We start from the raw sequence: 26,108 nt of genomic DNA, 5'->3' as shown, positions 1-26,108 counted from the left end.
AAATGGCCCTCGCCAAGTGGATAGATTAGATTTCACTTACGCTACATTCTTTTAGCATAGTCATGCTAAGCGGATCTTGCTTACATGCGTTCCATGAATTCTCGACTGTGTGTGACTCTGGGAGCATCAGGCCTTTCTCTTATTGCTGGCTATTTTTTAGGTCACCTTCGAGAACCAAGCGATCGAGCTGCATTTGCTGATTCTTTCGATCAAGAGAGTGTTTCTACTCATCCCTCATTCTCTGAACGTGAGAGTGACCCTCTCAATTCAAAGAAATACGCAACACGTCCTACTTCCTCTCAAGGGCGTGCTGAATACGCTGTCCGACTCGCTCAAGAAAAGTTCGATCAATCCAAGGTACTGGGGACGGACTTCGGCACCTTTGCCGAGGTCTGGAATACTCTGGATGGTTTTACTAGCCAAGAATTGCGGAATGCCATGACGACTATAGATTCCCGCCCTACTATGAGTGAGAGTGAGATGAGGTTTCGCTTGATATGCCTCACTAAATGGGGAGCCGTAGATGGACAGTCGGCGGCAGAATATGTACTTAAATTGAAATCTTCTGATGGCGGGAAGGTTAATGATCTGCGTACGTGCCTAGCATCCTGGATAAATACTGATTTGGTAACCGCAGATCTTTGGTACGAGGCTAATAAGACTTCTATTAAACAATTTGAAGAAGATCATGTAGGATTCATTAAGAACACCCTCGTCGAAGGGCTGGCAAAACGCGATATCAATGCCGCTTTTGACAAAATTGACTTCAATAATTCCGGCGAACGGCAGTCCTCCATTCAAACAATGGCATCATTAGCGGCAGAAGATTGTCATCGCGACAAGGTAATCGAGAAAGTACTATCTCTAGAAGATGAGCAACTCAAACACGACATGCTTGCTCTAATGATCTCCACTATCACCAGTCGCAACTTAGATACTGGGTCAGAACTCATAGATTCTCTGCGTGATAGTGATCCTGAAAAGTTTTTATCGTACCAAGCAAGCTACGTCATGGGAATTGAGAATATTGATCCCAAGGCTGCTCTGGAATATGCAAAAACTGAAATCGCAGACCCAGAAACCCGAATGGGACTGTTAAAAGGTGTCTTTGCACGATTCGTTTATAATGACGAACTAGCTGCTCAAGATTGGCTAAATACGCAAAGCTTCGAAAGCAATGACGCCTTTTACGCTAGAGCATCAATTCTGTTTTGCCGGCACCACCCTGAAAAGGCAATGGGCTGGGCACTGAAAATTGGAGACGATGACACCAGAACGCAGGAAGTTATGCTTGCCTACCAACAATGGACCAAACTGCATGAAGCCGGCGCCCAACAATGGCTCAACACCCTAGACGAAGAAAGCCAAGCCGCCATCCTCGAAGGAGTAGATGAAAAAGACTAGTTAGAATAGATCACTCCTCTTTTGCGTTGCCCGTAAACAGGAGCTCTACCTGTATCGGCATGCCCGATTTAGGTAAGGTGAGTTTGGTAGAATAGCGATAAATATCATCCTGAGGAATTTTGGAATTACCCACACGGAAGAATTGAGGGACATCTTGTTTGCTGAAATCCACATGCTGCATCCTATACTCAGTTCCGACATCCTCCGTGTCTGTTTGTAGGGAAGCTACTCGGTGAGGCTCCGCACTTCATTAAGTTTATCTCACATCTTAAGAAAGCAGCTCCATGCCCCTTTCTATTTATTTATTGGATTACGGCACTCAAAGCATAGCCTCTACCTTGTGTTAGCTAGATTTACCACAATCTGCCTTTTTCCCCTTACTCTATTTATGGCTACTTCATGTAACCGAGAAAAGTCGAGTAAGGCTGTATTTGAGACAGAACATCCCGAAGCAGCTATAAGCAAAGATCCCCCCACAGAGCTCGATATCTCTTCATACGCTTTGAACGATACCTTTCTCAGTATCTACCCTGCGACGCCACAACTAGCGGCAAATATAGGAAGAAGCGCTTACGGGGTGAAGCCGACAATACTACAGGATGAGCTACAACACTCGCTTCCTGACGACCCTTTATTAGCCAACCTCTATTTATTCAATCATTGGGAAAATGAGGATTCAGCGGCCTACCATTCTCTCTACGAAAGGCGATCCAACCAATTTTACATCTATGGAAATAGCCGTTTTACTGCATATTTCGAATCGCTCTATTACCAACAGAATAAGTCAGACTATGAAGTATTGTCGGTAAGTATCTCTCTTTACCGAGGTAAAGCGCCAAGATCGATACCATCAGCTTGGACAGCCAATCACCTCAATAAGGCCACTTTTCTAACTAAACATCAACTGGTCACTTATCCCAACTCGGGGGTGATTGAGTTAAAATGGAATGATTCAAATAGCATTCAATACACTGGAAAAATTACCCAAAATGACACGATCGAGATATCTACCTTAGTATACGACTTCGTGGATACAGTCACTCAGCACAAAGTGAGGTTCGAGCTCAATGGTGAAATAAGGAAGTCTCCAAAGCAATCCATCTTCTACCGCCAATACGGTGAGGACATCTACCTACTCAGCTTAAGCTACCACCCCGTAGACTCCACACTCCAAACAATCCCTCAGCTATGATACGATCAATAACCCTGTATATATTGCTTTCACTCGTAAGCCTTGGGAATGAAATACGAACTTACGCCATTGAGCCTGAATTTATCGATTTTCTACTCAGTCACGAAATCAACCGAGAAACCGCATCGATCAGTTCCAAAGATCCATTTGCTGACCCAGCTGAATGCGTCCCTCTGATTCAACTGTCAAACCTCAAATCATCACAGGCTCCCTTCTCGAGAGAAACATATTTAACTCGTATAAGGACGCCACAGCAAGAAGACCAATTCTCCCCCTTGGACCGAGTCTATGACATTCGCCTTTTGTTAAAAAAATTTGATGTAGAAACGCAACTCAACGGCTGGACTCTTTATAACGCTACCCAAAAGAAGCTAGTGTGCTACCACCTTAAGGAACACAATGCTAAACTCTTAGAAAACATTTCTAAAATACATTCGAAGAGCGCTTTGCAACTGCTGAACTCCACTCAGAAAATTGCGAAACCGAATTCTTCTGAATATGGACCTCCCACAATGGTGCATATTAAAGCTCCACGAGACCTTCCTAATTTCATTCTCGATTCGAGCTTCTATATAACTTCAAATAACGATCCTTTTGCTGATGATTTTTACCCCAAAGGTGCAGAACTCCTCTTCCAGCACTACGATTTTCTCACAAAAAAAAATCCAGTAAATCCACCAGTGATCACTGGGATATCTTGTCAACAAGATATCTGCATCGATATCACCAAGGAACTAGAAACCTCTGGGCTAGTCTTTAGAGAAAAGGAATGGGCTATCTATAATTACACTAGCGCCTATGTCATTGCCTACTGTAGCGCACAAACCAGCGAACTCATCGAACAACTCGTTACCCCTCTATGCGGTGGGTGTAGACCTACTAATATTGAGATTTCAGCACTACTCGTGACAACAAATAAGACAGAGACTATCTTAAGCTACCAAGGATTACTGAAGTCAAATCACACTGTGTTGACTAGCTTTGATGCCACCATGCGCTCGGGTGAACAATCCAAAATCGGCGCTCATGAGCATACTAGCTATTGCCAATTTGAAACCACATTGGGCGACAATGGCTATAACTTAGACTTACGTATCGCACTAGATACCCCTCAAATTAAATACAAAGCTGCATTCTCTCTACTAGATCAGGAACCAACGGCAACCCTCCTCTATAGCGATGCCCAAAACTCTACCTACCTCCTTATACAAGGGTCTATTTTAAGAAACCGCCACTCCCATTAAAGCATATGCGCCGTCTATTATTTATTTTTCTATGTATTAACACTCACACCTTACTTGAAGCAAAAGACATAGAAAAACCTGCTCCTCGTGATCCGCAGGAACGCGTTCTCATTCACAGGTCGATCAAAGTGGATTCAGAGACAGCAAAAGTATTTTCTGATGATAAACTCCCACTTATCTCAGAGATAAACCGCCCTGATAAGCTCAAGCATCCGTTCTATAAAACCCATTCTTTGCATGATTTAGCTCCACTCGCGAAAGCTGTTCAAAAGAAAACATACGAATTAGGCAGCCAAGAATGGATCATTTTCAATTCCACCACGTCTGACTTACATATGTATGTCGATGAACGACTATCGGCACTATTTAGAGAACGATTCCTTGCGCCTGAACTCATTCAATTAAAAATTCAGATAGACTTTGTTGCAGTAGACCGCCAAGAGGGTCATTTTACACAATGGTCGAAAAAGCGTGTTGAACAAGCCAACCCCTCTCCACTTATCAACGTAAACTTCACTTCCCGTTCTGGTGAAAAAAATACTTTGCGTAGTCAAATCGATGCGCAAACCGTTTATGAGTTTGAGTGCGAACCCACACTTTCAGATGACAGTACTGTTGCTGATATACGTGTGTGTTTTTCCTGTAAAGGAGATGCGGAGATACCCTTAGAGTACAACTCAGGAATTACAGTTCTAACTGGGGCCGATTTCATTCACCCCATCGGTATTTCTACAAACCCCAAACGGCAGTCTGTGATGATTCTCCGAGCCGATGTGATCAATAGTAAAGGCGAGATCATTCAGCCGCAGCGCTAAATGATCACCCTACCTAAGCTCCAATCGATCAGTACCTTGCCATTGCGCTCGCCTTGTTAACTCTTACAATTAAATCGGCGTTAACCTGCACCTCCGTCAACTACTAACAGAAACCTTAATAGCCCTTCCTCCCAGCTGCTCTACTTCTACTTTCACCGCAAGAAACGCCTCTATCACAACGATGTTCGTTTTGAGATGATTACTTAGCTTTGGCGTAATGAATGACACCTTACCAGCAAGGGCCATAGGTAAGAGTAATTGGTCGGCAAGATGCTCAGCCACTACAGCCTCGGTGCAGGAAAGGTATTCCTTCAATTCTTTCACCACGCGTCCAGCAACTCTCTCTGAGCTCATTCCGTGCCTACCATACTCAGTGAATCTCTCAGAAATATGCTCGTAGTCTAATTGGATCGCAAAGCAATTACCGGAACCATCTGCATCCTCCACTTGTCGCAATTCCTGCTCATACCCCTCCCACGCAAGACGCTTTGAGGCATGCGCAACTTCGCGCAACATAATCTCTCCCGAAAGATTCGCCACCATTGCAGAGATTTCTCTCCGAACTAAGTCACCTCGCTCACTAAAGCTAGCCTCTGTGAGTGTGGAAGGCCCAATTTCAGCTGTGAGTATACCTCCACCAGCAGGCGCAAAGCCGACTCGATCACAAGAAACCTTTGCCTGAATACCGAGCCTTCTCACCGCAGGTAGAAATACTTTTACTATATAATCCGCCGATGGAGCCATCGGGTTATGGGTGCCTCCACTAATCCTCAGAGTACTGGCTTCATCGGCTAACATTAATGCCGGCAGTAAGGTCTGAAGTACCAAGGTCGTGCTGCCTGCACTACCAATGGCGAATGTGTAATCTCCCGCTGCCACATTCTGAGGTCTGAACTCCAGCTCTGTAGAGTGAAGCTCAGCACACTCTGTTGAAGCCGCAGCGATCTCGGCTGCAGCCTTCACGCATGTCAGGTGCTGGCGCATTAATCCCGGCTTCTTACGTCCGCCCCGGATATTTCTCATCTGAAATGCCTGTCCAGTGACCATCGACAAGGACAAAGCAGATCGCAAAACCTGACCTCCCCCCTCTTTTCCATCAATTTCTATCATCTTCTCTTAAACTAACTCAATTTTCTAAAATTCGGCGAAGCGGTTAACTCTCGCTGAGCACAGCTCAAATGAAAGCTAACAAACTTCGCCTATGACGTCTAATCATCCGCCTTGCTTGCATCTTTGATCACAAAACGCGCGTGTAGGTGCGCCACCTTGTGTGCGAGCTCAGCCTTCTCGACTGATTCTAACACCTCCTTGAAGTCCTTATATGCATCAGGGGCTTCGTCGCGAGGATAGCTGCGCCCGTTGAACAAGATATCCGCCTCGTTCATTCCTGCATCCACCTCTTTTTGATCAAGATTTCTGAATGCAGCCTTACGCCCCATCTGACGACCAGCTCCATGATTAACCGAATAGCACGATTTCTCAGCACCAGGCAGTGCCGCCATCACTACTGAGCCATCGCGTGGGTTTCCTGGCAGCAAAATAGGGTGACCCGTTTCACTGAATGGAGTGTTTTTTAAGGCGAAGTGACCCGCTGGGAATGCTCTAGTTGCCCCCTTACGATGCACCCACTGGAATTTCTCTCCAACCTTTTCGTGACGGGCGATATTATGCGAAATAAAATACACCAACTTGCCTTCAGTACCTGGTAGTACCTCTTGAAAAGCTTCTAACACGAGCGCATTGATCAACAAATGGTTCACCGTCGCAAAATTCGAGCCAATCGCCATGTCGTCGAGATAGTCTTTAGCTTCCTGAGTCCCGAGCGGTGCATAGACGAGCTTCTTATCATTCGCTGGGTAGGGAATCCCCCACTCATCAAACATCTTCTCTAACACCTTGAATTGATTCGCCGCGAGATCGTGCCCTAACCCACGTGAGCCACAATGAGAAAGGAAAGCAACATAGTCGTGCTTGAGTCCGAAAACCTCTGCTGCTCGCTGCGCCTCTGGAGTTTTATCAATCTCCACCACCTCAGCTTCACCAAAATGGTTACCGCCACCATAAGTGCCTAGCTGACGTGCCTTTTTAGGAAAACGCTCCTCGAATTGATTCTTTTCGCAAAGCTTCTCGAATCGACGCTCTAATGCATCACGTGTGCGATCATGACCGAGGTGGTAGCTATCTTCACAGCGAGACGCCCATTCAAAAGGAATTCCCAGTGCTTCACAAACCTCCTCAGAAGCACCCTCGATACAGATCTTACGCCCAAGCTCAGCTGAGATATCTCGCCCATTCTTCACAGAGCGTTGGTCCTTACCAGCCCCAGTTGGAGTGCGCTCGCAAATCGCATTGATCAATGCTCGGCGCACCGATTTGTCGTCGATTTCATCCTTTCGGACATTCGTCTGCAAGAGACTCATGGAACACTTGATATCTACCCCTACAGGCCCAGGGTATATATGAGTCGGTGACACCATCACACAGCCCACAGGGGCTCCATAACCAGCATGAGCATCTGGATTGAGCACCAGCTCAGTCACACCCGGCGCCTCACGGGAATTGAGTGCCTGCTTGAGGCAAAGGCTATCAAAACCCTCTCGAATCGCCTCCGTCCCAATCACAGTGATGGGTTTCAGAGAAGTATTACGCGCTGGCAAAATCCCAGTGGCCTCGCCAGTGGCAATGATGGTTGATTTAGTTGTTTCTAGGGTATTCATATATCTTATTTTTTATTTCGTAATTCTTTTTGAGCTAAACCCTCTAAATGTATTTTTCGGGCTTTTTCCCTTCTTAAACGTTCCTTCGCTCGACAAGGTCGACATCTCACAGCGATTGACTCCCACTCTCCTCCTACTTCTTCATACCACCACTTCTGTTGTCGAGCCGTCCATAATTGATGACTACCACAGTCTCTACAAACAAAAGGATAGTCTTCGTAATAAGCAGGTAGGTTAAAAAGCAAAGAAGCAGAAACAATCTTTGAACGATCAACAGGTAAGAGATTGAAGCTTACCATTCTTCTCTCATCTCTCTTTGAAGCCTCTTTCTTTTGAAGACGCTTGAGCTTAAGAAGTTTTCTCTTTTGTTTATTACTATTCATCTCACTACCTTTCTACTGTGAATTTAATTCAACACCACTAGTCGGTGAATGAACCTTTCCTCTCTATTCGCACCACTCATGCCAAGTGTTAAAAAACCAAACAAACAAAAACTTAAACAACTGTATATAAGCGACTAACAATAGTTATTTGTTTTCCACACCAAATAGAACCCATCAATAAAAAAGTATAAATTTATAATAATATATCGTATTATATCTAAAATTATAGACAAATAATTACCTAGAACTACCATGGAACCATGGCACGCAAGAATGTGGTTTTTGGCTTTTTGGGCACGCAGCTCGATTATGTGGGAAAAATGAATCGCTGGGAAAAGTGGCGGCCGACAGTATCCTTGTGCCAACAGGACGATCTCATTGTCGACGAGCTCGTGCTCTTCCACGACAATCGCAGTAAGCCTCTTTTTGAGACTGTTAAAAAAGACGTCGCACAGGTTTCACCAGAAACCTCAGTGAAGTCGGAATTGATGAATCTCAAGAACCCATGGGATTTTGAGGAAGTCTACGGCACACTTTATGACTTTTTCAGTAAGCAGCACTACGACCTCAAAGGCTGCAATTACCTAGCGCATATGACCACTGGTACCCATGTGGCGCAGATCTGTCTCTTCCTCCTAACAGAATCCCGCAAACATCCCGGAAAACTCATCCAGACTAGTCCGAAGCGCAGAAATGAGAAAAACCGTGAAACAGGAAGCTATCAGATCATAGATCTGGATCTCTCAAAATATGACAAGCTCGCGACGCGTCTCGTGGAAGAACAGCAGGAAGCCCAAGACTTTTTAAAATCAGGTATCAGCACACACAATGCGGCGTTTAACCAACTGATAGAGGAAATCGAACTCGTTTCTCTACGTTCTAATGCCCCGCTTTTATTAACAGGCCCCACGGGCGCAGGTAAGAGCCAGCTCGCCAGCCGCATCTATGAACTACGCCAGCAGCGCAGTGCTTTAGAAGGCCAATTTGTGGAAGTAAACTGCGCCACTCTTCGAGGCGACATGGCGATGGGTGCTCTATTCGGACACAAGAAAGGCGCCTTCACTGGAGCAAACGGCGATCGTAAAGGGCTTCTCCGCGAAGCGCATAAAGGATTACTCTTTCTCGATGAAATTGGAGAGCTCGGGCTCGACGAACAAGCCATGCTTCTGCGTGCTGTGGAGGAAGGGAAATGGCTTCCAGTTGGTTCTGACACGACAGTAAAAAGCTCTTTCCAGCTCATAGCAGGAACGAACAAAGACCTGCGCCACGAAGTCGCTGAAGGTCGATTCCGAGAAGACTTATTAGCCCGCATCAACCTCTGGACATTCACCCTCCCGGGTCTCGCTGAGAGACGTGAAGACATTGCTCCCAACATCGATTACGAACTTAAAAAATTGCGCCAGCGCACGGGGAATAGCGTGAGTTTCAATAAGGAGGCTCAAGAAGCCTTCCTCAGCTTCGCAATATCTAACAACAGCCCATGGTTAGGTAATTTCCGTGACCTCAATGCCGCGATCACCCGCATGGCCACCTTCGCGCCTCGTGGGCGGATCCGGATCGAAGAAGTGCAAGCTGAAATTAAACGGCTCGAACATGCCTGGCAACGGCCATCTAAGGCCGACACTCCCGCTGCCCAGCTAGAAAATCACCTTGATGCACGCCAAGTCGAAAAGATCGATCCATTCGACCGACCTCAGCTAGCCAATGTCATTCAAGTATGTAAGGAATCGAACAACCTCAGTGAAGCTGGCCGCAAACTTTTCGTAGTTTCTCGACAACAACGCAAATCAACCAACGATGGTGATCGGCTTCGCAAGTACCTAGCTAAGTTCAACCTCAGCTTCAGCGAAATAGTCTAGCGCCAATCAATCAGCACCTTGCCGTTGCGCTCGCCTTGTTGGGCGTGCGATAGGGCTTGGTGGATGTCGGCAGGTTTGTAGAGGGTATCGATCGCTTGAGTGAGCTTGCCGTCGATGACCATTTGCGCGAGCTCTTGATAAACGTTGGCGACTTCTTCGCGAGGGCTATCAGCGATCCACTTGGTGACCCAGAGACCACGCAGGCTGATGCCTTTGAAGATGAGAAACTTGTTAGGGACCTTAAGCGAGCGCATGCTCATGGCTCCGAAGGTGACCTGCGTTCCGTGTTCTGCAAGCGCATCCATTTGCCGTAGAGCGCTGTCGCCGCCTACTGCATTCGATGCGAGCTTGGGGAGATTTTCACCGCAAATCTCACGGACTTTCTCCACGAGGTCTTTTTCATCTAACAAGACGTGATCGGCTCCTAGAGCTTTCAGCTGCACTTCTAAGCCGTCGCGTCTCACGGTGTTGAGCGTTTTTAGCCCCATTTCTTTGGCAATCTGAATGAGACACTGCCCCACCCCTGAGTTTGCTGCATTTTGGATCACCCAGTCCCCGGCCCGTAAATCAGCGTAGCCGTGAAGTACCATCCACGCGGTGGCTGGGTTCACTTTGAGCATTGCAGCCTGTTCTGGGGCGATTTCAGAGGGAATACGTAATGTTTTGCTAGAGTCGCAGACTAGTTGGCTCTGCCAAGTGCCCACGCGCTCGACAAAAATGACTTTATCCCCAGTTTGAAACCCTACAGCGCGGCTCTCAAGTACCTCGGCACAGCCTTCGATACCGGGCGATGCCGGGAGCTCGGGCTTCACTCCGTAGTTCCCCTGAATGAAATTGAGGTCCGCCGGGTTGATCGGCGCGACTAGCATTTTCAATTTCAGCTGGCCCTCCCCCACTGCTGGGAGCGAAATGTCTTCGAGTTGGGTGACTTCTTCGGCTTTCCCAAAGCTATGGAATCTGACTGAGATCATGGAAAAAGTCCGCGTTGTTCTTTGACATCGGCCACCTCTTTAATGCCCAGTGCAAGAGCTGCGACTCGGTGTGGTAATTTATTATAGGAAGCATATGAGATGACGCGATCAAATGCCTTTGCCATTTTGGTATCGAGCTTTGAGAGCACTTCTTGCTCACCCCACTGAAAGCGCTGGAGGTTCTGTACCCATTCAAAGTAGGAACAGGTCACACCGCCCGCATTACAGAGAATATCTGGGATGAGGAAAATGTCTCCCCGCTCTTCGATGATTTTATCGGCCTTCGTAGTGGTCGGCCCATTTGCAGCTTCTGCTAGAACTCGGCATTTTAGCTGTGCCGCATTTTTCTCTGTAATCACTCGCTCTAGAGCTGCCGGGATGAGCACATCACATTTCTGCACGAGCAATTCTGCTGGATCGATCGGCTCTGCATTTGCATAACCTTTTACACCACCTGTTTGTTCCACATGCTCAGCAAGTTTTCTCACATTGATCCCTTCTGCTGAAAAGATTGCGCCTGTCACATCTGAAATGCCGGTAATTCTTACGCCGAAGCCTTCCAAAGTTAAGGCTGCATAGTAGCCCACGTTTCCGAAACCCTGAATCACCGCAGTGGCTGTCTCATGCTTGATTTTACATTTCGTGAGAGCTCGTGCAGCAAGGAATGCCACTCCGTGACCAGTAGCTGCGGTACGCCCTTCAGAGCCCATGAGCTTTACCGGCTTACCAGTAACTATGCCCGGCACCATGTGTCCCGCATGGGTCGAGTACACATCTAACATCCACGACATCGTCTGTTCATTCGTTCCCATGTCGGGAGCCATCACATCAGTTTCTGGACCAATAAATGGAAGCATTTCAGAAGTGTAACGACGCGTGAGCTTTTCTAACTCCGCGGCACTCATGTCTCGCGGGTCGCAAGCCACCCCGCCTTTGCCACCACCGAAAGGTAGCTCCATAAGGGCACACTTCCAGTTCATCCACATCGCCAGCGCAGCCACCTCGCCTAGCTCTACATTGGGGTGAAAGCGCAAGCCACCCTTCACCGGCCCACGTGACAACTGATGCTGAACACGGTAGCCATAGAAGACTTCTGTCTCACCATTATCTAGCTTGATAGGAATACTCACCGTGAGTAGCCGCATTGGCCACTTACAGCGTTTTCGTATATCTTTAGAGAGATTTAAAAAGTCGGCTGTACGATCAAACTGATCAGCCGCCATTCGGAATACTGGATTTTCAAGGAGGTGCTCCTTCATATCCCATAATCAAACATGTTAAACAGCTGCGCGAAAGTAAAATCAGTTAGATCATGCGGGTATATTGCAACAAAAATGCCCCAGCGGCGAACCGTCTGGAGCATTTTAGAAAATTGTCTGTGTAGCACTGCTTACATAGTACTGAGTGAAACGAGAACCTCACGCATCTGCTCAACGTTTTCCAACCACTCATCGAAGTCTTCAGCTTCAGACCAAATCTGACGGATTTCGGATTCTTCGCCGAGAACACGATCAATAGACTCTAAAGCGGATACTGGCAGGTCGCTCACGTCATCACACTCGTTATCCCCTACCCAGTCCACAAGCTCGCCAGGAATACCTATGCGTGGCTCGTCCAGGAGCGCAATGAGAGTCTCACTCGCAGCTAGAACAATAGAACCTTGGTCAGCTTCAATGAAGCCTGGTTCAGTACTGAGGGATTCATTAATGAACTCGCGTGCATCATCTGCATCGATAAGTTCCTGAATCCAATCGTTAGCGGTGTCTTCTTCAAATGTTTTTGTTCCCCAAGCAGCCATAATTTTGTTCCGTTGTTTAGCGTGTTAACTGGGATTTAGTGTATCCATTTCGTGTGGTCAACCACTCTTGCTGGTTTTTTTTAATCAAGTGAATTTGAATACCTCTCTAGCGCAATGCATCATTGCTTATCAGAGCCTTAACCCGCATAATTTTATTCAATGGAGGCCGACTGCATCTATAAATCACCATCTAATGTAGCACGAGACTCGACTACATTCAGCGATAGCGAGCTCAGAAGCTACTACGCCCAAGATGAAATTTGTGTATTAGCGGTAGGCTGGTTCTACCTCTTTTTTGGAAGTCTTTTGTTTAGTCTATCTAGCTTTGGCTTCCTTGCTAGCTATATCATGCAGAGTCTAGCGGTCTGCTTTATCAGCTTTTGTTTCTTCATGGTTTCCTTTGCTTACATTTTGCTTGGCTGGGGAATGCGCTATTTTGACCCATGGTCACGTAAGCCTGCACGCTTCGCATCGATCGTCATGATGTTTATTTTTCCTGTGGGAACACCGACTGGTATCATTTGCTTTTACTTACTCAAAACACGCTCGCATGAAGATGTATTCAGCCAAAAGTACCGTTCCCTCTTACTTGCTGACCCAGCTCAGGAGAAATATCACGCTACTTGGGTTCCTATCATCAGTGGAACTCTCGCTGGCTTAATCCTGCCGACCTGTTTCTATTTTTTCCATGAAACTCTCATCCAAACTATGAGAAGCTTGATCTAGCCCACCGTTCGTAAAATAAAAAAGCGTGTACCGAATACCGATACACGCTTTATAAAAAATGAATCTCTGACGATTCGTTAGAACTGTCTTAGACGAGCATCAGTGTTGGCTTCTCAATGAGGCTCTTCACAGCATTGAGGAAGGTCGCAGCTACTGCGCCATCGATTACACGGTGATCACAACTGAGTCCTAAGTTCATGCGGAGGCCTGATTTGATCTCACCGTTCACAGAAACTGCCTTTTCGATAATTCCACCAACGCTGACAATCGCAGCTTGTGGTGGGTTAACGATAGCATCAAAGCCTTCTACACCCCATGCACCGAGGTTAGAGATAGTAATAGTACCACCATCAAACTCAGACGGTTTAAGCTTCTTATCGCGAGCGCGCTTAGCCATGTCCTTGATTTCCTGAGAGATCGTAAGGAGGGACTTGCTCTGCGCTTCTTTTACTACAGGAGTCACAAGTCCGTCTTCGACAGCAATAGCTACCGAGATACCGATATTAGCAAACTCAACGATACTGTCGCCATTGTAAGCCGCATTTACTGCTGGCACTTCTTGGGCAGCATTAATCATCGCCTTAACAATGAAGTCATTGATCGTGTATTTATTGCCACCAGTCGCTTCAGTCTGAGCGTTGATCTGCTTACGTAGCGCCATCAATGGAGCCGCATCACATTCTACGTGAAGGTAGAAATGCGGAATAGTCACTTTCGATGTAAGTAAACGATCAGCAATGATTTTACGCATGCTTGAGAGTGGAACCACCTTATCATCAGGGCCAACTGATGGGCGAATCCCCTGTGGTGCAGCACTAGCTACTGGAGCTGCAGTAGAAACTGACGCTGGTGAAGCTGACGCTACCGGAGCAGCCTTAGCAGCTTCAACATCTGCTGCTACGATACGACCACTTGGGCCAGTACCTGAAACAGTACTAAGGTCGACACCCTTATCGGCTGCGATCTTACGAGCGAGTGGTGAGACACGAATACGTGTACCATCTTCTACTACAGGTGCAGGAGCTGCAACCGCTGGCGTAGCGGAAGCTGTAGTAGTGCTTGCCGCAGCCGCTGGAGCAGCCGCAGATTTTGGAGCAGGAGTAGCGTCAGAAACATCTTCGTCTTCTTCAGCAAGAACTGCGAGTACAGCGCCGACAGGAGCTTTAGTCCCCTCTGCTACGCAAACTTCTATGATGGTGCCTTCATCAAATGCTTCCATTTCCATGGTAGCTTTGTCTGTCTCTATCTCAGCAATAATGTCGCCGACTTCGACCTCGTCTCCAACCTGCTTGCGCCAGGTGACAAGGGTACCCTCAGTCATCGTGTCCGAGAGCTTTGGCATTTCGATATTAATAGGCATAATTTTTTAAAGTGGTGATTGAAGAAAGTGTAGACACCTTTTTTCTCCATTCTTATACGTTGAGCAAGTCGAATGTGTAGGAATCCTTTAACTTTTTAACTCAAATAATTTTCATCATAAAAAAACCCGTTAAGTAAAATTACCTAACGGGTTTCTCAAATTGATTTTTTTTAAACTTTTTCTTCTTAAGGAGCGAGTGTCTTCATAGTTGGAATAAGGCCAAGCTGAGGCTCGCCTGTACCACCTTGCATCGTCGCGCGGGAAAGAACATTTTCACCTATGCTTCCACAGCAATCAGGCTTAGGACAGAAAGAAGAAAGGCACTTTGTGCAGCTTTGTTTTTTCGCTTTCTTCTTCTTAACAACCACTGGTGCAGGCTCAGCAACATACTCTACCAGTACTGGTGCAGGCTCGACAAACTTGCCTTTAGAACTCATTTCAGAAGAATGAGTCACAGAGTTACCACTAGCATCATAGTAGATGGCGTCCTGAGAGCAGGAAGAGAATAGCATTGCCACCAATGCAAGCGATAGGATTTTTAGTGCGGATTTCATAGATAAGCTCAGATGTTAGTTTCCTCAATGAATCTTTCAAATAAATTTTATAGAAATATCAAATTAATATAAATCGCCTATATTAATACAGTTAAAAGATATTATTATATGAAATTAAAGATATTAAAAAGGGTGGCCATTATGACCACCCTTGAAATTTATATTTATTCTAAATTATCAAATCTATGCAATACTAAGAACCGCTTTGATCACTTTAGTTGCTGTAGGTAACTGCTCGGATTCGACAGCAGGGGAGTAGATAGCCGGAGCGTCGAGCGAACAAACACGCTTGATAGGTGCGTCTAAAGAATCAAAAGCATACTCTTGGATGAGTGTCGTAATCTGAGCCGAAACACCGCAGAACGGTTTAGATTCATCAACTATTACTGCGCGATTCGTCTTCTTTACAGAATTAATGATCGCGTCCTGGTCAAGAGGGCGGATCGAACGAAGGTCGACTACCTCGGCATTAATATTGTGCTCAGCTTGTAGTTTCTCGGCTGCTTCGAGCGCTACGAGTACACTGCGGCCATGTGCAATAAGAGTCACATCAGTGCCTTCGCGTTTGATATCCGCAACACCTAGCGGGATAGTGAAATCACCATCTTCTGGGTCTGGCACAGGGCCTTTGACACCATAAAGAAGGGTGTTTTCCATCACATACACAGGGTCATTATCACGAATAGCGCTCTTCATCAGCCCTTTAGCATCTGCTGCTGTAGCTGGGGAAATTACTTTCAAACCTGGGAAAGAAGCGAAAAGTCCTTCTGGTGTGTGTGAGTGAGTAGCTCCTACGTTTGTACCACCGTTAGCAGGGCCACGTATTACGATTGGGCAGTTACACAGACCACCGGACATGTAGCGTACGTTCGCTGCATTATTCACCAATTGGTCAAATGCTACGGAGTGGAAGGACCAGAACATAAGCTCCATCACTGGGCGAACGCCAAGCATTGAGGCGCCAACGCCCATACCTATGAAGCCAGCTTCAGAAATAGGCATGTCCATCACACGCTTGTCGCCCCACTTGTCCCATAGACCACGAGTGACTTTATAAGCACCATTATATTGGGCAATCTCTTCACCCATTAGTACGACGTTCTCATCGCGTGCAAGCTCTTCATCAAAGGCTTCGTTGAGCGCGTCTCTGTATTCGATTTCTCTCATTGTAAAAGAATGGTTAGTAGTTAGGTGAAAGGGGATTAATCATTAAAGAAATGGCGACCAGTCTTACCAGCCTCGGTACCATTATCGACTTCCCAGTACACATCATCGAAGACATCTTCTACTGTTGGGTAAGGGGACTCTTCTGCAAATTTCACTGAAGCTGCTGCTTCTTTCTTAGCTTCTTTATCGATCGCTGTGGCTTCTTCATCAGTAACAATACCTTCTGAAATAAGCTGAGACCTCCAGAGAAGTACTGGATCATGATTCTTTTTATAATCTTCGATCTCTTCAGGTGTACGGTACTTCTTATGGTTCGCGTCTGCTACAGAGTGGCCATAGTAACGGTAAGTCGCAATTTCGAGAACCGTAGGCTTACTCTCCTTGTGCGCACGTTCAAGCGCAGCCTGAGTCTTAGCACGAACTTCGTAGAGATCTTCACCATTCACAGTATCCCAGGCCATATCATAAGCTTCTGCGCGCTGTGCGAGACAATCCTTGTATGCTGAGGAGCGCTTCTGACTAGTACCCATAGAATAGCCATTGTTTTCAATGATGTAGACTACAGGAATACTGAAGAGCTGGGCAATGTTAAGAGACTCGTGGAATGCTCCTTGATTAATAGCACCATCGCCCATGTAACATAGACATGCTCCTTTGTTACCTTTAAACTTTTCACCAAATGCGAGACCGAGGCCAAGCGGTGTTTGACCACCAACGATACCGTGACCGCCCCAGAAATTTTTATCAGGTGCGAAGAAGTGCATCGACCCACCTTTGCCCTTTGAACAACCAGTTGCCTTACCGAAAAGCTCAGCCATACACTCATTCATTTCCATGCCACATGCGAGTGCGTGTGCATGGCAGCGGTACGCTGTGATAACATGATCGTGCTTACCACAGAGTGAAATAGTACCCAAAGCAACGGACTCTTGCCCGATGTAAAGGTGGAGAAAACCACCCATCTTCCCTTGGGAATAAGGCTTCTGTGTAGCCTGCTCGAAACGACGTATACGTGCGAGTTGCCTAAAGAGGTCTATCTTGTCTTCTGCGGAAAGCTGCTGGTTAATAGGTGCCTGAGAATAGTCAGTAGTCATTGCCATAATTACTTATGAGTTAAAGTTTGATCTCCTCCGAGATAGTCTTTGTTGCTCTTGATTAGACCCTTTAACCACTCTCCGCAAGTCCGAAACTACACCGATCCACGCCTATTCCATCCTATAGGATGAATTTTTTTCATTGTTCCACGTGGAACAGAATTTAAGGATTCGCACTACAAGTCTTATGTTCCACGTGGAACACCTAACTGCATGAATACCTGCTTGCCTTCTAAAACCGCAAGAGTAAGTTTCAGCCTCTATGTTCCGCTATCCTAAAGAATACGACGTACTCGTCATTGGTGCAGGCCACGCTGGCGTTGAAGCCGCATTGGCTGCAGCGCGTCTTGGTTGTTCCGTGGCGATGCTAACCCAGAACCTCGATACTATTGGGGCTATGTCATGTAACCCGGCTATTGGGGGATTAGCGAAAGGGCACATGGTTCGCGAAATTGATGCTCTAGGCGGTGCGATGGGACTTAACACCGACGCTACAGCTATTCAGTTTCGTATGCTCAATGCGAAAAAAGGTCCAAGTGTCAGAGCTCCGCGAGCACAGTGTGACAAAAAAGCTTACCAGTTCCGCATGAAGCGCATCATCGAGGGTCAAGAAAACCTCGATCTCCATCAAGGAAACGTCGCTGAAATTCTAGTAAAGAACGACAAGGTCTATGGTGTACAAACCAGCCTGCAGATGGAAATCAGAGCAAAGTCAGTGATCCTCTCCGCAGGCACTTTTATGCGCGGGCTGATGCACGTGGGTTTAAAGAATGAGAAGGGTGGTCGCATGGGCGATGCCATTTCGACCGTGAGTGACAGCCTCAAGCATTTAGGCTTCGATGTGGAGCGCTTCAAAACAGGCACACCATGTCGTATAAATGGACGCTCCATCGACTACACGAAATGCGAACGCCAAGGCGGTGACAGCCCAGCACCTAAATTTTCCTACATGGCACACACTATTACCCGTGAGCCAGACGATATCTTCACACTCAACCCATGGGGTGACCCAAAGTTCCACGTGGAACAAGTTCCATGCTGGATCACTTATACCAACCCCAGTACCCACAAAATAATCGCCGATAACCTCCACCAATCGCCGATGTATTCAGGGAAAATTGAATCTCTCGGTCCACGCTATTGCCCATCCATTGAAGACAAGGTCGTCAAGTTTGCTGAGAAGGAACGCCATCAGATATTCATCGAACCAGAGGGTCGCCATAGTTTAGAATGCTACATCAACGGTGTTTCGACATCACTACCATATGATGTTCAGCTCGAATTTATTCAGTCGATTGTAGGACTAGAGAATGCTGAAATTATTCGACCAGGTTACGCCGTCGAATACGACTATTGCCCACCGACTCAGCTACTCCCTACACTTGAAACCAAGCGTATTGAGAACCTCTATTTCGCCGGTCAGATCAATGGTACCTCTGGCTACGAAGAAGCAGCAGCTCAGGGCCTCATGGCAGGCGCCAATGCAGCATTTAAAGTACGCGGAGAAGAGCCCTATATTCTCGGCCGTGATGAGTCCTATATCGGTGTGATGATCGATGATCTAGTTACCAAAGGTTGTAATGAACCTTATCGTATGTTCACTAGCCGCGCTGAGTACAGACTCCTCTTACGTCAGGATAATTCCGATATTAGGCTCACGCCAAGAGCTGCCGAAAGGGGACTAGTCAGTGAGGACCGTAAGGAATTTACCGAACAAAAAATAGCGAGTATCGCTGATGCTTCTAAATTCGTTAGGGAAACTACCTACCAACAGACTCGACTCGATAAATGGTTCCGTCGCGCTGAGAATACTTGGCAAGATCTCCCGCTAGAGATGCGTGAAAAATGGTCGAGTGAACTCTGGCAAATAGTTGAAACCGATTTTAAGTACTCAGGCCACCTAGACCGCCAACAAAAGCAAGTTGAACGTCTTTCCAAAATGGAAAATAAGAAGATCCCTGAGGATCTCGACTACGAGACCATTGCAGGTTTGAAACGTGAAGCGAAGCAAAGTTTCTCAACAATCAGACCACAAACTCTCGGCCAGGCTGGTCGCATTGCGGGTATCACGCCTGCAGATGTCGCGCTACTTTCCATCTGGCTCGATAAGAAAAAGAAAGAGTCCGATGTCTAATATTCTGGAGCTACTAGCTGTCACAGCAGGCGGGGGAGTGCTCGCACTCAAACTCCTCGCCGTCTGGTCACATACCCGTAATGCTGCACATGGTATCATCGGTGGGCAGCTTGCTCCAAACAACCATTCTCCTAATAGCGTCTGTAGCGAAGGAGAAACGGCCAATATAGCTCCCCTAGTAGCTAACGAGGGTGATTGCTGGGAAAACCTTAAAGACACTGTAGAAAGCCTCTCAGGACGCTTTGTGGTAATTCATCAGGATTACCTACATGTTGTCTTCAAAACCCCACTGTGGGGCTTTGAGGAAGACTTCGAGGCCCGCTTCGACTATAAAGCAAAGGTAATCCATCTTCGCTCCTCAAGCCGCGTAGGGTATTCAGACCGTGGCTCGAACGCGAGACGCGTAGAAAGCATCAAACGCATTTTAGAATAATTTCTTGCGGAGATTTAGGCTTGAATTTAATCCAATTTTAAAAGAACTGTAGTTCTAATATGAAAATATTTCTGTGTGTAATTTTCTGTCTTGGGTCACTTCATGCCATCTCTCCAGCACAAATAGTTTTTGACGACAATGGGAACAAGAAGACTGAAGAAAAAAGTAGTCCAATGGAACCACTATCTATAGGTGATTTTCAAGAACATTGGATAGTGACCTTGCCGAAAGGTTCTACAAGTACGATAAGTAAAGCGGGACATAATTCCCATTCGGGTATAGTATACACGACAACTATATCTGATAAACCAGCAACATTAAAAATAGCTTTTCTCAACCAAGAAAGTAATGAAGAGAACGCACAAACCATCAGGGGTCTCAGACTCAAATTTTCAGAAGAGGACAGAGATCTAATATCTGTAGCCATAGAAAGGCTACTAGAAGAACAAGATTATTGGCCTAAAGTATATGCGAAAATTCTTCCTGTAGCGATTACAGAGGCAGTCAGATCCGGAAGCAAAGCTAATCAATTTAATCATAATGGAACTCCATATCTAAGTTCTGCTTTAGCGTTGATATCAGATGCAAAGCTTCAAGATAAAAAATTCCACCCAAATTTATTAGTATACACTGACTTACTTAGTCAAAATTCTGAATATAAAAACGAGATTTTTAGGGATAATGAACCTAATGATTTCAAGGGGTTTCCAGATCGAGTCCTCGTACCCAGTAAAGCTGAAAACGATCTAAAGCAATTGATAGTGGCAAATCATGAGATCAATTTTATCGATTCAGAATTCATCGCCGCCGACACTTTTGACCAGGCTAGAAAATTTTCTATCATCAATGAAAAAAATGACATCAGTCAGGCAAGCGCTCTATTCAAAGAAGTTCAGGGAGTGTTACGGGACAAGCCCAATTCCTCAATGATAAGAAACAAGTACGTGCGCGCAAAACTGAAAGAAGTTTACACGCTCAACCCCAATCATCTCTCGGCAAAACTTCTACTAATTAGTGGTAGTGATGCACGTCCAAAAACATACGAGCCACCTTACCTTACTTATTTACTTCTAGACTATTTAAAGCCTCTAGAAAAACTTCTTAAAAATCCCAGTTTGTCTTCGAATGAAAGGCTCATTCAACCTGAAATACTAAGCTCTCTAGAGGAGATCGATGCAATTTCAAGTCTCGTAGGAATCAAAGATAAACAGTATCTATTACAGACTGAAGAAGTACTAAAAAATTCTATGAGAATCTTCGTGAAACAAGCTTTTAATACAAGCTACTACGATGCAACAAGAGACGGATATTACACGGACACTAGGGATGATGTAAAATCTATGAGAGCTCGAAGAAAAGAAAAATACATCAACGAAAGTAATGAGCAGCTTACTCAACTGAAACTAAAACTAGAATCGTCAATAGAATAAGTACTTACACGCACACTCTAGGCCCATTTCTCACGCCATTCTTTTGGCAACCTCTGCGGACGACCCTCTGGCATTTTGACCATTGCTAGAGCTTGTCGACAGGTGATAAGGCAACGCTCTACACCTTCTGCATACACTTCAAAACTGACCCAGAATTTCGCGCGATCAAGGCTCTCGAGACTACCTCTAATAGTAAGCTTGTGACCTAAAGTAGCTGGAAATTTATAGTCGATCTCAGTACGTACTACTACTGGATAAAGGTTCGTATTAGCCATCGCTTTGAGGTTCATCCCCATCTTCTCAGTAGCTAGCTTGGTACGACACGTTTCGATCATTCTGAGATAGGCTATGTTATGAACGACACCGCCGATATCGGTATCAAAAAACATCACTTCTTCCTGAGTTTCATAGCTAGGTAGAGAATCAGACATGAGCTAGCAATAATGGCGAAAACAATGCAGCGCAAGTGCCCTTCACATGATCTTGTAACTATTCTTGCTTCATCACCGTAGATCTAAGTAAGCTCTAAAACTCAAGGCACCTGATCACACACCATGAAACCCTTAGCTCTTTCGATTCTTTTAAGCAGCGCGCTCTATGGTGCCACACCAATTGCTGCTGTCTACGTGCCACCTACTGACAGCATATTTATCAAAGTAGATCAGCTTCCTTTGGACGTAGTGACGATGCACGAACTCGCTTCAACATTACTACAAGTCTCAGTATCGCAACCTGAGTACACTCCTGAATCTCTCCGATACTGTGCTAAACTCATCGCTATAGTAACTCAGTTGGACCCTCACAACGACCAGCTCGAAAGTACCAATAGAACACTATTGAATAGAGAGAGAGAGCTCACTGAGGCTCCACCCCTAAACCCAGCATCTGTCGAAGACGCCTCGCTCGCTCTCATCCTTCAGTATCTTGGAAATAAGAAGCAGGGAACCGAGGCCAACCAGCTTGCTCAACGTCTCAAAAACACACTGCATAGCCTTCATCCCAATAATCCACATTATCGAAGCGAGGATCCTATCACTCACTCATGGGATCATATAGTCGCTCCGCTCGCTGATTTTTCAGTGAACCCAGAGGTAGCCCTGATCGATACTCAACGGGTCAATCATAGCGAAGAACCTACCGGGGGACTCTTTAATAATGCTCCACTCGATGACATATTCATTGAGAAATTAGACCAAGTGCCGGAAGCCCCCAAACTAGCTGAATGGAAGATAGCTACGCAAAGTGTTTTAGCGCCACTATCGTTCACCATAGATAAGGAATCTTTTGACACCGTTAATAAAGTCAACGTTCCTGTCAGGGCGAAAGAAAACAGTTCTTCGAATAAGATTACTTTCAATTCTGAAAGCCTAAACTCGATTTCTTCAGGTAAATATAAGCTCGCGCTGCAATTATCCACTATCCTACAAAAAGAATGGCCAGATGGATTTAAAAGCTCAGAGATCACTATCAACATCAATAGCCCACTGAGTAAATCAACTGACGTTGATGTCCTCGCAGCATCAGCATCCATCATTCTTGATGCCTCTCTGTTAAATCAGCTACTTCCACCTAACCTCCTAGTGGCTATGGGTCAAAATACTTCTGGTGAGTTTACCAGAAATGCTCGCTTTTGGGACTATATACCTGAGCTGATCAAGCTCGAAAAAAATCACCGTATTTTAGTAGCTAATGGTGCAGTAGGGGACTTACGCCAACTATTAGTTACTACGGATTCTGATTTATTTATCCGTCAGGAAATTTTTGTCGTCGATGACCTCAAAGATTCGCGTAGCTACCGAGGTGTTAAGCTGGATGAGAACCTAACAAAAGCTTCTGCAATATTTAAAGAAATCCAAGAAGTCTTAGAGGGTAAATCAACCCGATCAATGGCTACAAACAGCCATGTAAGGTCAAAATTGAAAGAAGTACTCGCGCTAAATCCACGCCACCTTTCTGCAAAAATGTTACTTATTTTAGGCAGTAATGAAAAAGCTAATACGATAGATACTAAGTATCTTGGATACGAGATTAATACAGTTCTTGAAAAAGTGAAGCCATCGGTCTCATCCACTTATCATGATACTGAAGGGGCAGAAAAACTCATTTCTTTAGGTGATGAAATTGAAAATGATCTAGAAATTTTACGCCGCCATACCTCGGCTGAGGACAGAAATATTTTAACTAACGTAGATAATTTCGCGAAAACACTTCAGTCCGCGGGTAGATCTAAACTGAAAAGTTCGGATTATGAATCTGTGAGACAGTCATATTACGCCAAATCATATGACGATGATATACGTGAACTCAAAAGCATGTTCAACACGTTGAGTATTCAGGCCGCCCAATTAATTGGCAAAAATTAGTCTAACGGTAAAAAGGGGAGCGATCTGGAAGTGGCTTGCTCCTTGGTACATTTGATAACAGACTAGCGCCACACTATGAAAGATGGATACAGACGATTTCTCGTAATCACTATTGTGATACTGAGTTCTTTCCTACTAGTTACAGTTGCTAGGCAGCTTAACGGGACCTCTGGATTACTAGAATTCATCAACCATACAGGCCCAGATTTTTCAGAAGACCAAATTGAGAATGTTACTCTAGCTACCGAGCCACTCATTGATAAAAAAGACGTCAGTCTACTGAGTCAGTTGAACGATGAGTATTCTCGAATCAGTTCAGTAGTCATGCCCTCCGTAGTTAGCATCAATACTTCTGGCACTAAGGATGCTCGCGTAAGAGACCGTTTCGGAAAAATTCATACGCAAACCTCAAACACATCAGGCCAAGGCTCTGGAGTCATCGTCAGTCAAGAAGGACATGTGATCACTAATTACCATGTGATCACAAATATGCAGCAGATTAGCGTACAATTGGCTAACGGCATCTCTCACGAAGCGAGCGTAATAGGTACAGACTCTTCACTCGATATTGCTGTACTAAAAATCAAAGCGACAGGCCCCTTTCGTGCACTCCCGTTTGGCGACTCTGACAAAGTAAGGGAGGGTAATATCGTCCTCGCATTTGGTAACCCTTTCGGTATTGGGAAATCAATTACTCAAGGGGTAATATCTGCTAGAGAACGCTCGATATCAGACCTTCAGGGTGAACTTTTCCAGAGCTCCGCAGCCATCAACCCTGGCTACTCTGGCGGCCCACTCGTCAATATCTATGGCGAGATTATCGGCATTAATTCAAACATTTATAGCAATGATGAAAAGAAACAGAGCTCCCAAGGGATTAGCTTTTCCATTCCATCTAATATCGTTGAGCGCACTTTTCTCAATATCTGTGAGCGAGGGAAACCCATTCGTGGATTCTTAGGTATTTCTTCTGATCAATTAATTGAAACGATCCAAAAAGAGCTCGATTACGATAATGAATTTGGCACCCTCATTAGTGATATTGGCCCTGGAACCCCGGCAGCTAAAGCTGGACTAAAAAAAGATGACATCATCATCAGTTTTGACAGCCGTGTTGTCCGTGATGCCGAACACCTCTTCGGCATGATTCAACGCGCCGAAATAGGAAAATCTTATCCAGTTTCTATATGGCGAGATAAAGCGGAAAAGGAACTCACTGTCACCATTGAAGAATTCAATAAGGAACTCGCCATTATTCCAGCCTCTTCTGAAATAAGTCAAGCTGAGCGCATACTTGGCGACGTAGGAATAGTCGTTACCTTCCTCAACAACCATCACCGGAGACAAGGTATCATGGGCGTACGCGTGACTCGCGTACTTGATGATTCCCTAGCCTACGGATTAGTCGAGCCGAACGACATCATCTATCAGGTCAACAAATACCGGATCAACCAACCTAACGAGTTCTATGGAATCATAGAAATGTCCGCTCCTAAGGGTCAGACAGAATGCTTTATTTTGAGGGGTGATGAAGTACTACCAGCTCCTGTTATTATTCCACAACTTCAAAGTAATTAAGTGAAATTAAGCACCATGACATGTTTGGTATCGACCTTTTTACAATTACAAGGCCTATCCTATGAAGTTCGCAACTGGACTAAATTTAGCTCAGGGAATTCAGTAGCAGGAACCTACCTTTCTCAAGATGATTCGAATGTTACTCTCAAGATTCGAAACCAATCTTACTCCCTAAAAAAGACCGACCTTTGTCTCTCCGATCGAGAGTATCTAACAAATATTAAACAAGAGGAAAGCAAACCTAGAAAGGCACACTTTGAACAACACCTTGAAGAAAGTTGCGAGAAGGGAGTATGGTATTCCTATTTGCCTCCAAGCTACGATCCAAACGAAGAAGAGTCTCCAGTCTGCTTTATTTTTGGAGCCAGCGGGAAAGTTAAAAAGCTAATCGATAACTTCAAACCTGCTTCGGATGAGCTAGGCTGGGTTCTAGTTGGTATCGAAGCCTATAGCAATAAGCGTGTGAAAGAAGGGGATGGCATAACAGCCATCATCAAGGACTGTGAAATCATCTATAAGATAGCCCTCAAAAAGTTTCATATAGATCAGGATAAAGTCGTCTTCTCAGGATCATCAGGTGGAGGTTGGTGGTCCTTTCGATCTAGCAGAACATACGCTAAAGATACTGCAGGAATCATTAGCCAAGGTGGCTGGATGAACAATGAACATGATTACCGCTACCCCCGCAACATGGCAGTGGCTATGGTCAATGGCAAAAAAGATGAAGGAGCAATACGCTACGAAATACCAGATGGCGAATTCTTGAGTAAAAAGTACAAAGCCACCGTTAAAGTATTTCGCTTCGACGGCGGCCACATGCCTTCACCACCCAAATCTCTGCTAGAAGCTGCGAAATGGGTGCATGCTACTAAAGAGTTTTAACCTC

Annotated in this window: 23 protein-coding genes; 12 read left to right on the top strand and 11 right to left on the bottom strand. The window is 45.5% G+C overall.

All coding sequences use genetic code 11. The features are described 5' to 3' along the window. Positions 1 to 93: 93 nt before the first annotated feature. The 4 genes from ACSHX2_RS07845 (at position 94) to ACSHX2_RS07830 (ending at position 4,655) form a co-directional block, all read left to right on the top strand. Positions 94 to 1,404 carry a hypothetical protein gene (locus tag ACSHX2_RS07845; protein ID WP_435692237.1) on the top strand — a complete coding sequence of 437 codons (1,311 nt, stop codon included), beginning with the start codon at positions 94 to 96 and terminating at the stop codon, positions 1,402 to 1,404. Between the two features lie 388 nt (positions 1,405 to 1,792). After that, positions 1,793 to 2,596 (top strand): hypothetical protein, encoded by an 804-nt coding sequence (locus ACSHX2_RS07840; protein ID WP_435692235.1) that lies wholly within the window; start codon positions 1,793 to 1,795, stop codon positions 2,594 to 2,596. Continuing rightward, the gene (locus ACSHX2_RS07835; RefSeq protein WP_435692234.1) at positions 2,593 to 3,840 is read left to right on the top strand and encodes a hypothetical protein; all 1,248 of its coding nucleotides are present in this window, start codon (positions 2,593 to 2,595) and stop codon (positions 3,838 to 3,840) included. The genes ACSHX2_RS07840 and ACSHX2_RS07835 overlap by 4 nt, the downstream gene beginning before the upstream one ends. 5 nt (positions 3,841 to 3,845) lie before the next feature. Further along, positions 3,846 to 4,655, top strand: coding sequence for a hypothetical protein (locus ACSHX2_RS07830; RefSeq protein WP_435692232.1), 810 nt, complete (start codon positions 3,846 to 3,848; stop codon positions 4,653 to 4,655). 96 nt (positions 4,656 to 4,751) lie between these two features. On the opposite strand, the gene rtcA is transcribed toward ACSHX2_RS07830, so the two are convergent. The 3 genes from rtcA to ACSHX2_RS07815 form a co-directional block, all read right to left on the bottom strand. Continuing rightward, positions 4,752 to 5,765, bottom strand: a complete 1,014-nt coding sequence (gene rtcA, locus ACSHX2_RS07825) for an RNA 3'-terminal phosphate cyclase (protein WP_435692230.1) — start codon at positions 5,763 to 5,765, stop codon at positions 4,752 to 4,754. A gap of 98 nt (positions 5,766 to 5,863) precedes the next feature. Beyond that, positions 5,864 to 7,372 carry an RtcB family protein gene (locus ACSHX2_RS07820; RefSeq protein WP_435692228.1) on the bottom strand — a complete coding sequence of 503 codons (1,509 nt, stop codon included), beginning with the start codon at positions 7,370 to 7,372 and terminating at the stop codon, positions 5,864 to 5,866. A 5-nt stretch (positions 7,373 to 7,377) separates the two neighbouring features. Continuing rightward, on the bottom strand, positions 7,378 to 7,755 hold the full coding sequence (locus tag ACSHX2_RS07815; RefSeq protein ID WP_435692226.1) for a zinc-ribbon domain containing protein: 378 nt from the start codon (positions 7,753 to 7,755) through the stop codon (positions 7,378 to 7,380). 260 nt (positions 7,756 to 8,015) lie between these two features. Here ACSHX2_RS07815 and rtcR point away from each other — a divergent pair, with 260 nt between their 5' ends. Further along, the gene (gene rtcR, locus ACSHX2_RS07810) at positions 8,016 to 9,614 is read left to right on the top strand and encodes an RNA repair transcriptional activator RtcR (RefSeq protein ID WP_435692224.1); all 1,599 of its coding nucleotides are present in this window, start codon (positions 8,016 to 8,018) and stop codon (positions 9,612 to 9,614) included. On the opposite strand, the gene ACSHX2_RS07805 is transcribed toward rtcR, so the two are convergent. The 3 genes from ACSHX2_RS07805 to ACSHX2_RS07795 form a co-directional block, all read right to left on the bottom strand. Continuing rightward, positions 9,611 to 10,585, bottom strand: a complete 975-nt coding sequence (locus ACSHX2_RS07805) for an MDR family NADPH-dependent oxidoreductase (RefSeq protein ID WP_435692223.1) — start codon at positions 10,583 to 10,585, stop codon at positions 9,611 to 9,613. The two genes, rtcR and ACSHX2_RS07805, sit on opposite strands and share 4 nt — an antisense overlap. After that, positions 10,582 to 11,844 (bottom strand): Glu/Leu/Phe/Val family dehydrogenase, encoded by a 1,263-nt coding sequence (locus tag ACSHX2_RS07800; RefSeq protein WP_435692221.1) that lies wholly within the window; start codon positions 11,842 to 11,844, stop codon positions 10,582 to 10,584. The genes ACSHX2_RS07805 and ACSHX2_RS07800 overlap by 4 nt, the downstream gene beginning before the upstream one ends. 131 nt (positions 11,845 to 11,975) lie before the next feature. Next, a complete protein-coding gene (locus tag ACSHX2_RS07795) occupies positions 11,976 to 12,383 on the bottom strand; it encodes a DUF4259 domain-containing protein (protein WP_435692219.1) in 408 nt (135 codons plus the stop codon). Positions 12,384 to 12,542: 159 nt separating this feature from the next. Here ACSHX2_RS07795 and ACSHX2_RS07790 point away from each other — a divergent pair, with 159 nt between their 5' ends. Next, the gene (locus ACSHX2_RS07790) at positions 12,543 to 13,109 is read left to right on the top strand and encodes a hypothetical protein (RefSeq protein WP_435692217.1); all 567 of its coding nucleotides are present in this window, start codon (positions 12,543 to 12,545) and stop codon (positions 13,107 to 13,109) included. An 88-nt stretch (positions 13,110 to 13,197) separates the two neighbouring features. Here the strand turns inward: ACSHX2_RS07790 and ACSHX2_RS07785 are convergent, their stop codons facing one another. From ACSHX2_RS07785 to pdhA, 4 genes are all read right to left on the bottom strand, one after another. Beyond that, positions 13,198 to 14,469, bottom strand: a complete 1,272-nt coding sequence (locus ACSHX2_RS07785; RefSeq protein WP_435692215.1) for a pyruvate dehydrogenase complex dihydrolipoamide acetyltransferase — start codon at positions 14,467 to 14,469, stop codon at positions 13,198 to 13,200. A 185-nt stretch (positions 14,470 to 14,654) separates the two neighbouring features. Beyond that, positions 14,655 to 15,023, bottom strand: coding sequence for a hypothetical protein (locus tag ACSHX2_RS07780; RefSeq protein ID WP_435692214.1), 369 nt, complete (start codon positions 15,021 to 15,023; stop codon positions 14,655 to 14,657). A 183-nt stretch (positions 15,024 to 15,206) separates the two neighbouring features. After that, on the bottom strand, positions 15,207 to 16,190 hold the full coding sequence (locus ACSHX2_RS07775; protein WP_435692212.1) for an alpha-ketoacid dehydrogenase subunit beta: 984 nt from the start codon (positions 16,188 to 16,190) through the stop codon (positions 15,207 to 15,209). 35 nt (positions 16,191 to 16,225) lie between these two features. Then, entirely contained in the window at positions 16,226 to 17,290 is a 1,065-nt protein-coding gene (gene pdhA, locus ACSHX2_RS07770) for a pyruvate dehydrogenase (acetyl-transferring) E1 component subunit alpha (RefSeq protein WP_435692210.1), read from the bottom strand. A gap of 256 nt (positions 17,291 to 17,546) precedes the next feature. Between pdhA and mnmG the strand changes: the two genes are divergently transcribed. Genes mnmG through ACSHX2_RS07755 form a run of 3 tightly spaced genes read left to right on the top strand, consistent with a single transcriptional unit; the run spans position 17,547 to position 21,281 of the window. Further along, the gene (gene mnmG / locus ACSHX2_RS07765; protein WP_435692208.1) at positions 17,547 to 19,418 is read left to right on the top strand and encodes a tRNA uridine-5-carboxymethylaminomethyl(34) synthesis enzyme MnmG; all 1,872 of its coding nucleotides are present in this window, start codon (positions 17,547 to 17,549) and stop codon (positions 19,416 to 19,418) included. Next, a complete protein-coding gene (locus tag ACSHX2_RS07760; RefSeq protein WP_435692206.1) occupies positions 19,411 to 19,851 on the top strand; it encodes a DUF1499 domain-containing protein in 441 nt (146 codons plus the stop codon). The genes mnmG and ACSHX2_RS07760 overlap by 8 nt, the downstream gene beginning before the upstream one ends. Before the next feature lie 59 nt (positions 19,852 to 19,910). Next, a complete protein-coding gene (locus tag ACSHX2_RS07755; protein ID WP_435692204.1) occupies positions 19,911 to 21,281 on the top strand; it encodes a hypothetical protein in 1,371 nt (456 codons plus the stop codon). 17 nt (positions 21,282 to 21,298) lie between these two features. Here ACSHX2_RS07755 and ACSHX2_RS07750 read toward each other — a convergent pair whose 3' ends face one another. After that, entirely contained in the window at positions 21,299 to 21,712 is a 414-nt protein-coding gene (locus ACSHX2_RS07750) for an acyl-CoA thioesterase (protein WP_435692202.1), read from the bottom strand. Positions 21,713 to 21,835: 123 nt separating this feature from the next. On the opposite strand from ACSHX2_RS07750, the gene ACSHX2_RS07745 reads away from it, so the two are divergent. From ACSHX2_RS07745 to ACSHX2_RS07735, 3 genes are all read left to right on the top strand, one after another. Continuing rightward, positions 21,836 to 23,644 carry a hypothetical protein gene (locus ACSHX2_RS07745; protein ID WP_435692200.1) on the top strand — a complete coding sequence of 603 codons (1,809 nt, stop codon included), beginning with the start codon at positions 21,836 to 21,838 and terminating at the stop codon, positions 23,642 to 23,644. A 75-nt stretch (positions 23,645 to 23,719) separates the two neighbouring features. After that, a complete protein-coding gene (locus ACSHX2_RS07740) occupies positions 23,720 to 25,222 on the top strand; it encodes a trypsin-like peptidase domain-containing protein (RefSeq protein ID WP_435692198.1) in 1,503 nt (500 codons plus the stop codon). A gap of 15 nt (positions 25,223 to 25,237) precedes the next feature. Then, positions 25,238 to 26,104 (top strand): hypothetical protein, encoded by an 867-nt coding sequence (locus ACSHX2_RS07735; protein WP_435692196.1) that lies wholly within the window; start codon positions 25,238 to 25,240, stop codon positions 26,102 to 26,104. The last annotated feature ends 4 nt before the right edge of the window (positions 26,105 to 26,108 follow it).

The sequence above is a fragment of the Rubritalea sp. genome, assembly GCF_051252225.1.
Classification (GTDB): domain Bacteria; phylum Verrucomicrobiota; class Verrucomicrobiia; order Verrucomicrobiales; family Akkermansiaceae; genus Rubritalea.
This window is presented reverse-complemented; position numbering and strand designations above follow the sequence as displayed.

Bases quoted from the DNA above. Each gene is read 5' to 3' on its own strand.
- ACSHX2_RS07840 (WP_435692235.1), top strand. From the start codon at position 1,793: ATGGCTACTTCATGTAACCGAGAAAAGTCGAGTAAGGCTGTATTTGAG.
- ACSHX2_RS07755 (WP_435692204.1), top strand. From the start codon at position 19,911: ATGAAAATATTTCTGTGTGTAATTTTCTGTCTTGGGTCACTTCATGCC.
- ACSHX2_RS07835 (WP_435692234.1), top strand. From the start codon at position 2,593: ATGATACGATCAATAACCCTGTATATATTGCTTTCACTCGTAAGCCTT.
- ACSHX2_RS07790 (WP_435692217.1), top strand. From the start codon at position 12,543: ATGGAGGCCGACTGCATCTATAAATCACCATCTAATGTAGCACGAGAC.
- ACSHX2_RS07735 (WP_435692196.1), top strand. From the start codon at position 25,238: ATGACATGTTTGGTATCGACCTTTTTACAATTACAAGGCCTATCCTAT.
- ACSHX2_RS07795 (WP_435692219.1), bottom strand. From the start codon at position 12,383: ATGGCTGCTTGGGGAACAAAAACATTTGAAGAAGACACCGCTAACGAT.
- rtcR (WP_435692224.1), top strand. From the start codon at position 8,016: ATGGCACGCAAGAATGTGGTTTTTGGCTTTTTGGGCACGCAGCTCGAT.
- ACSHX2_RS07830 (WP_435692232.1), top strand. From the start codon at position 3,846: ATGCGCCGTCTATTATTTATTTTTCTATGTATTAACACTCACACCTTA.
- ACSHX2_RS07775 (WP_435692212.1), bottom strand. From the start codon at position 16,190: ATGAGAGAAATCGAATACAGAGACGCGCTCAACGAAGCCTTTGATGAA.
- ACSHX2_RS07750 (WP_435692202.1), bottom strand. From the start codon at position 21,712: ATGTCTGATTCTCTACCTAGCTATGAAACTCAGGAAGAAGTGATGTTT.
- ACSHX2_RS07760 (WP_435692206.1), top strand. From the start codon at position 19,411: ATGTCTAATATTCTGGAGCTACTAGCTGTCACAGCAGGCGGGGGAGTG.
- ACSHX2_RS07745 (WP_435692200.1), top strand. From the start codon at position 21,836: ATGAAACCCTTAGCTCTTTCGATTCTTTTAAGCAGCGCGCTCTATGGT.
- ACSHX2_RS07740 (WP_435692198.1), top strand. From the start codon at position 23,720: ATGAAAGATGGATACAGACGATTTCTCGTAATCACTATTGTGATACTG.
- pdhA (WP_435692210.1), bottom strand. From the start codon at position 17,290: ATGGCAATGACTACTGACTATTCTCAGGCACCTATTAACCAGCAGCTT.
- ACSHX2_RS07845 (WP_435692237.1), top strand. From the start codon at position 94: ATGAATTCTCGACTGTGTGTGACTCTGGGAGCATCAGGCCTTTCTCTT.
- ACSHX2_RS07780 (WP_435692214.1), bottom strand. From the start codon at position 15,023: ATGAAATCCGCACTAAAAATCCTATCGCTTGCATTGGTGGCAATGCTA.
- ACSHX2_RS07805 (WP_435692223.1), bottom strand. From the start codon at position 10,585: ATGATCTCAGTCAGATTCCATAGCTTTGGGAAAGCCGAAGAAGTCACC.
- ACSHX2_RS07815 (WP_435692226.1), bottom strand. From the start codon at position 7,755: ATGAATAGTAATAAACAAAAGAGAAAACTTCTTAAGCTCAAGCGTCTT.
- mnmG (WP_435692208.1), top strand. From the start codon at position 17,547: ATGTTCCGCTATCCTAAAGAATACGACGTACTCGTCATTGGTGCAGGC.
- ACSHX2_RS07820 (WP_435692228.1), bottom strand. From the start codon at position 7,372: ATGAATACCCTAGAAACAACTAAATCAACCATCATTGCCACTGGCGAG.
- ACSHX2_RS07800 (WP_435692221.1), bottom strand. From the start codon at position 11,844: ATGAAGGAGCACCTCCTTGAAAATCCAGTATTCCGAATGGCGGCTGAT.
- ACSHX2_RS07785 (WP_435692215.1), bottom strand. From the start codon at position 14,469: ATGCCTATTAATATCGAAATGCCAAAGCTCTCGGACACGATGACTGAG.
- rtcA (WP_435692230.1), bottom strand. From the start codon at position 5,765: ATGATAGAAATTGATGGAAAAGAGGGGGGAGGTCAGGTTTTGCGATCT.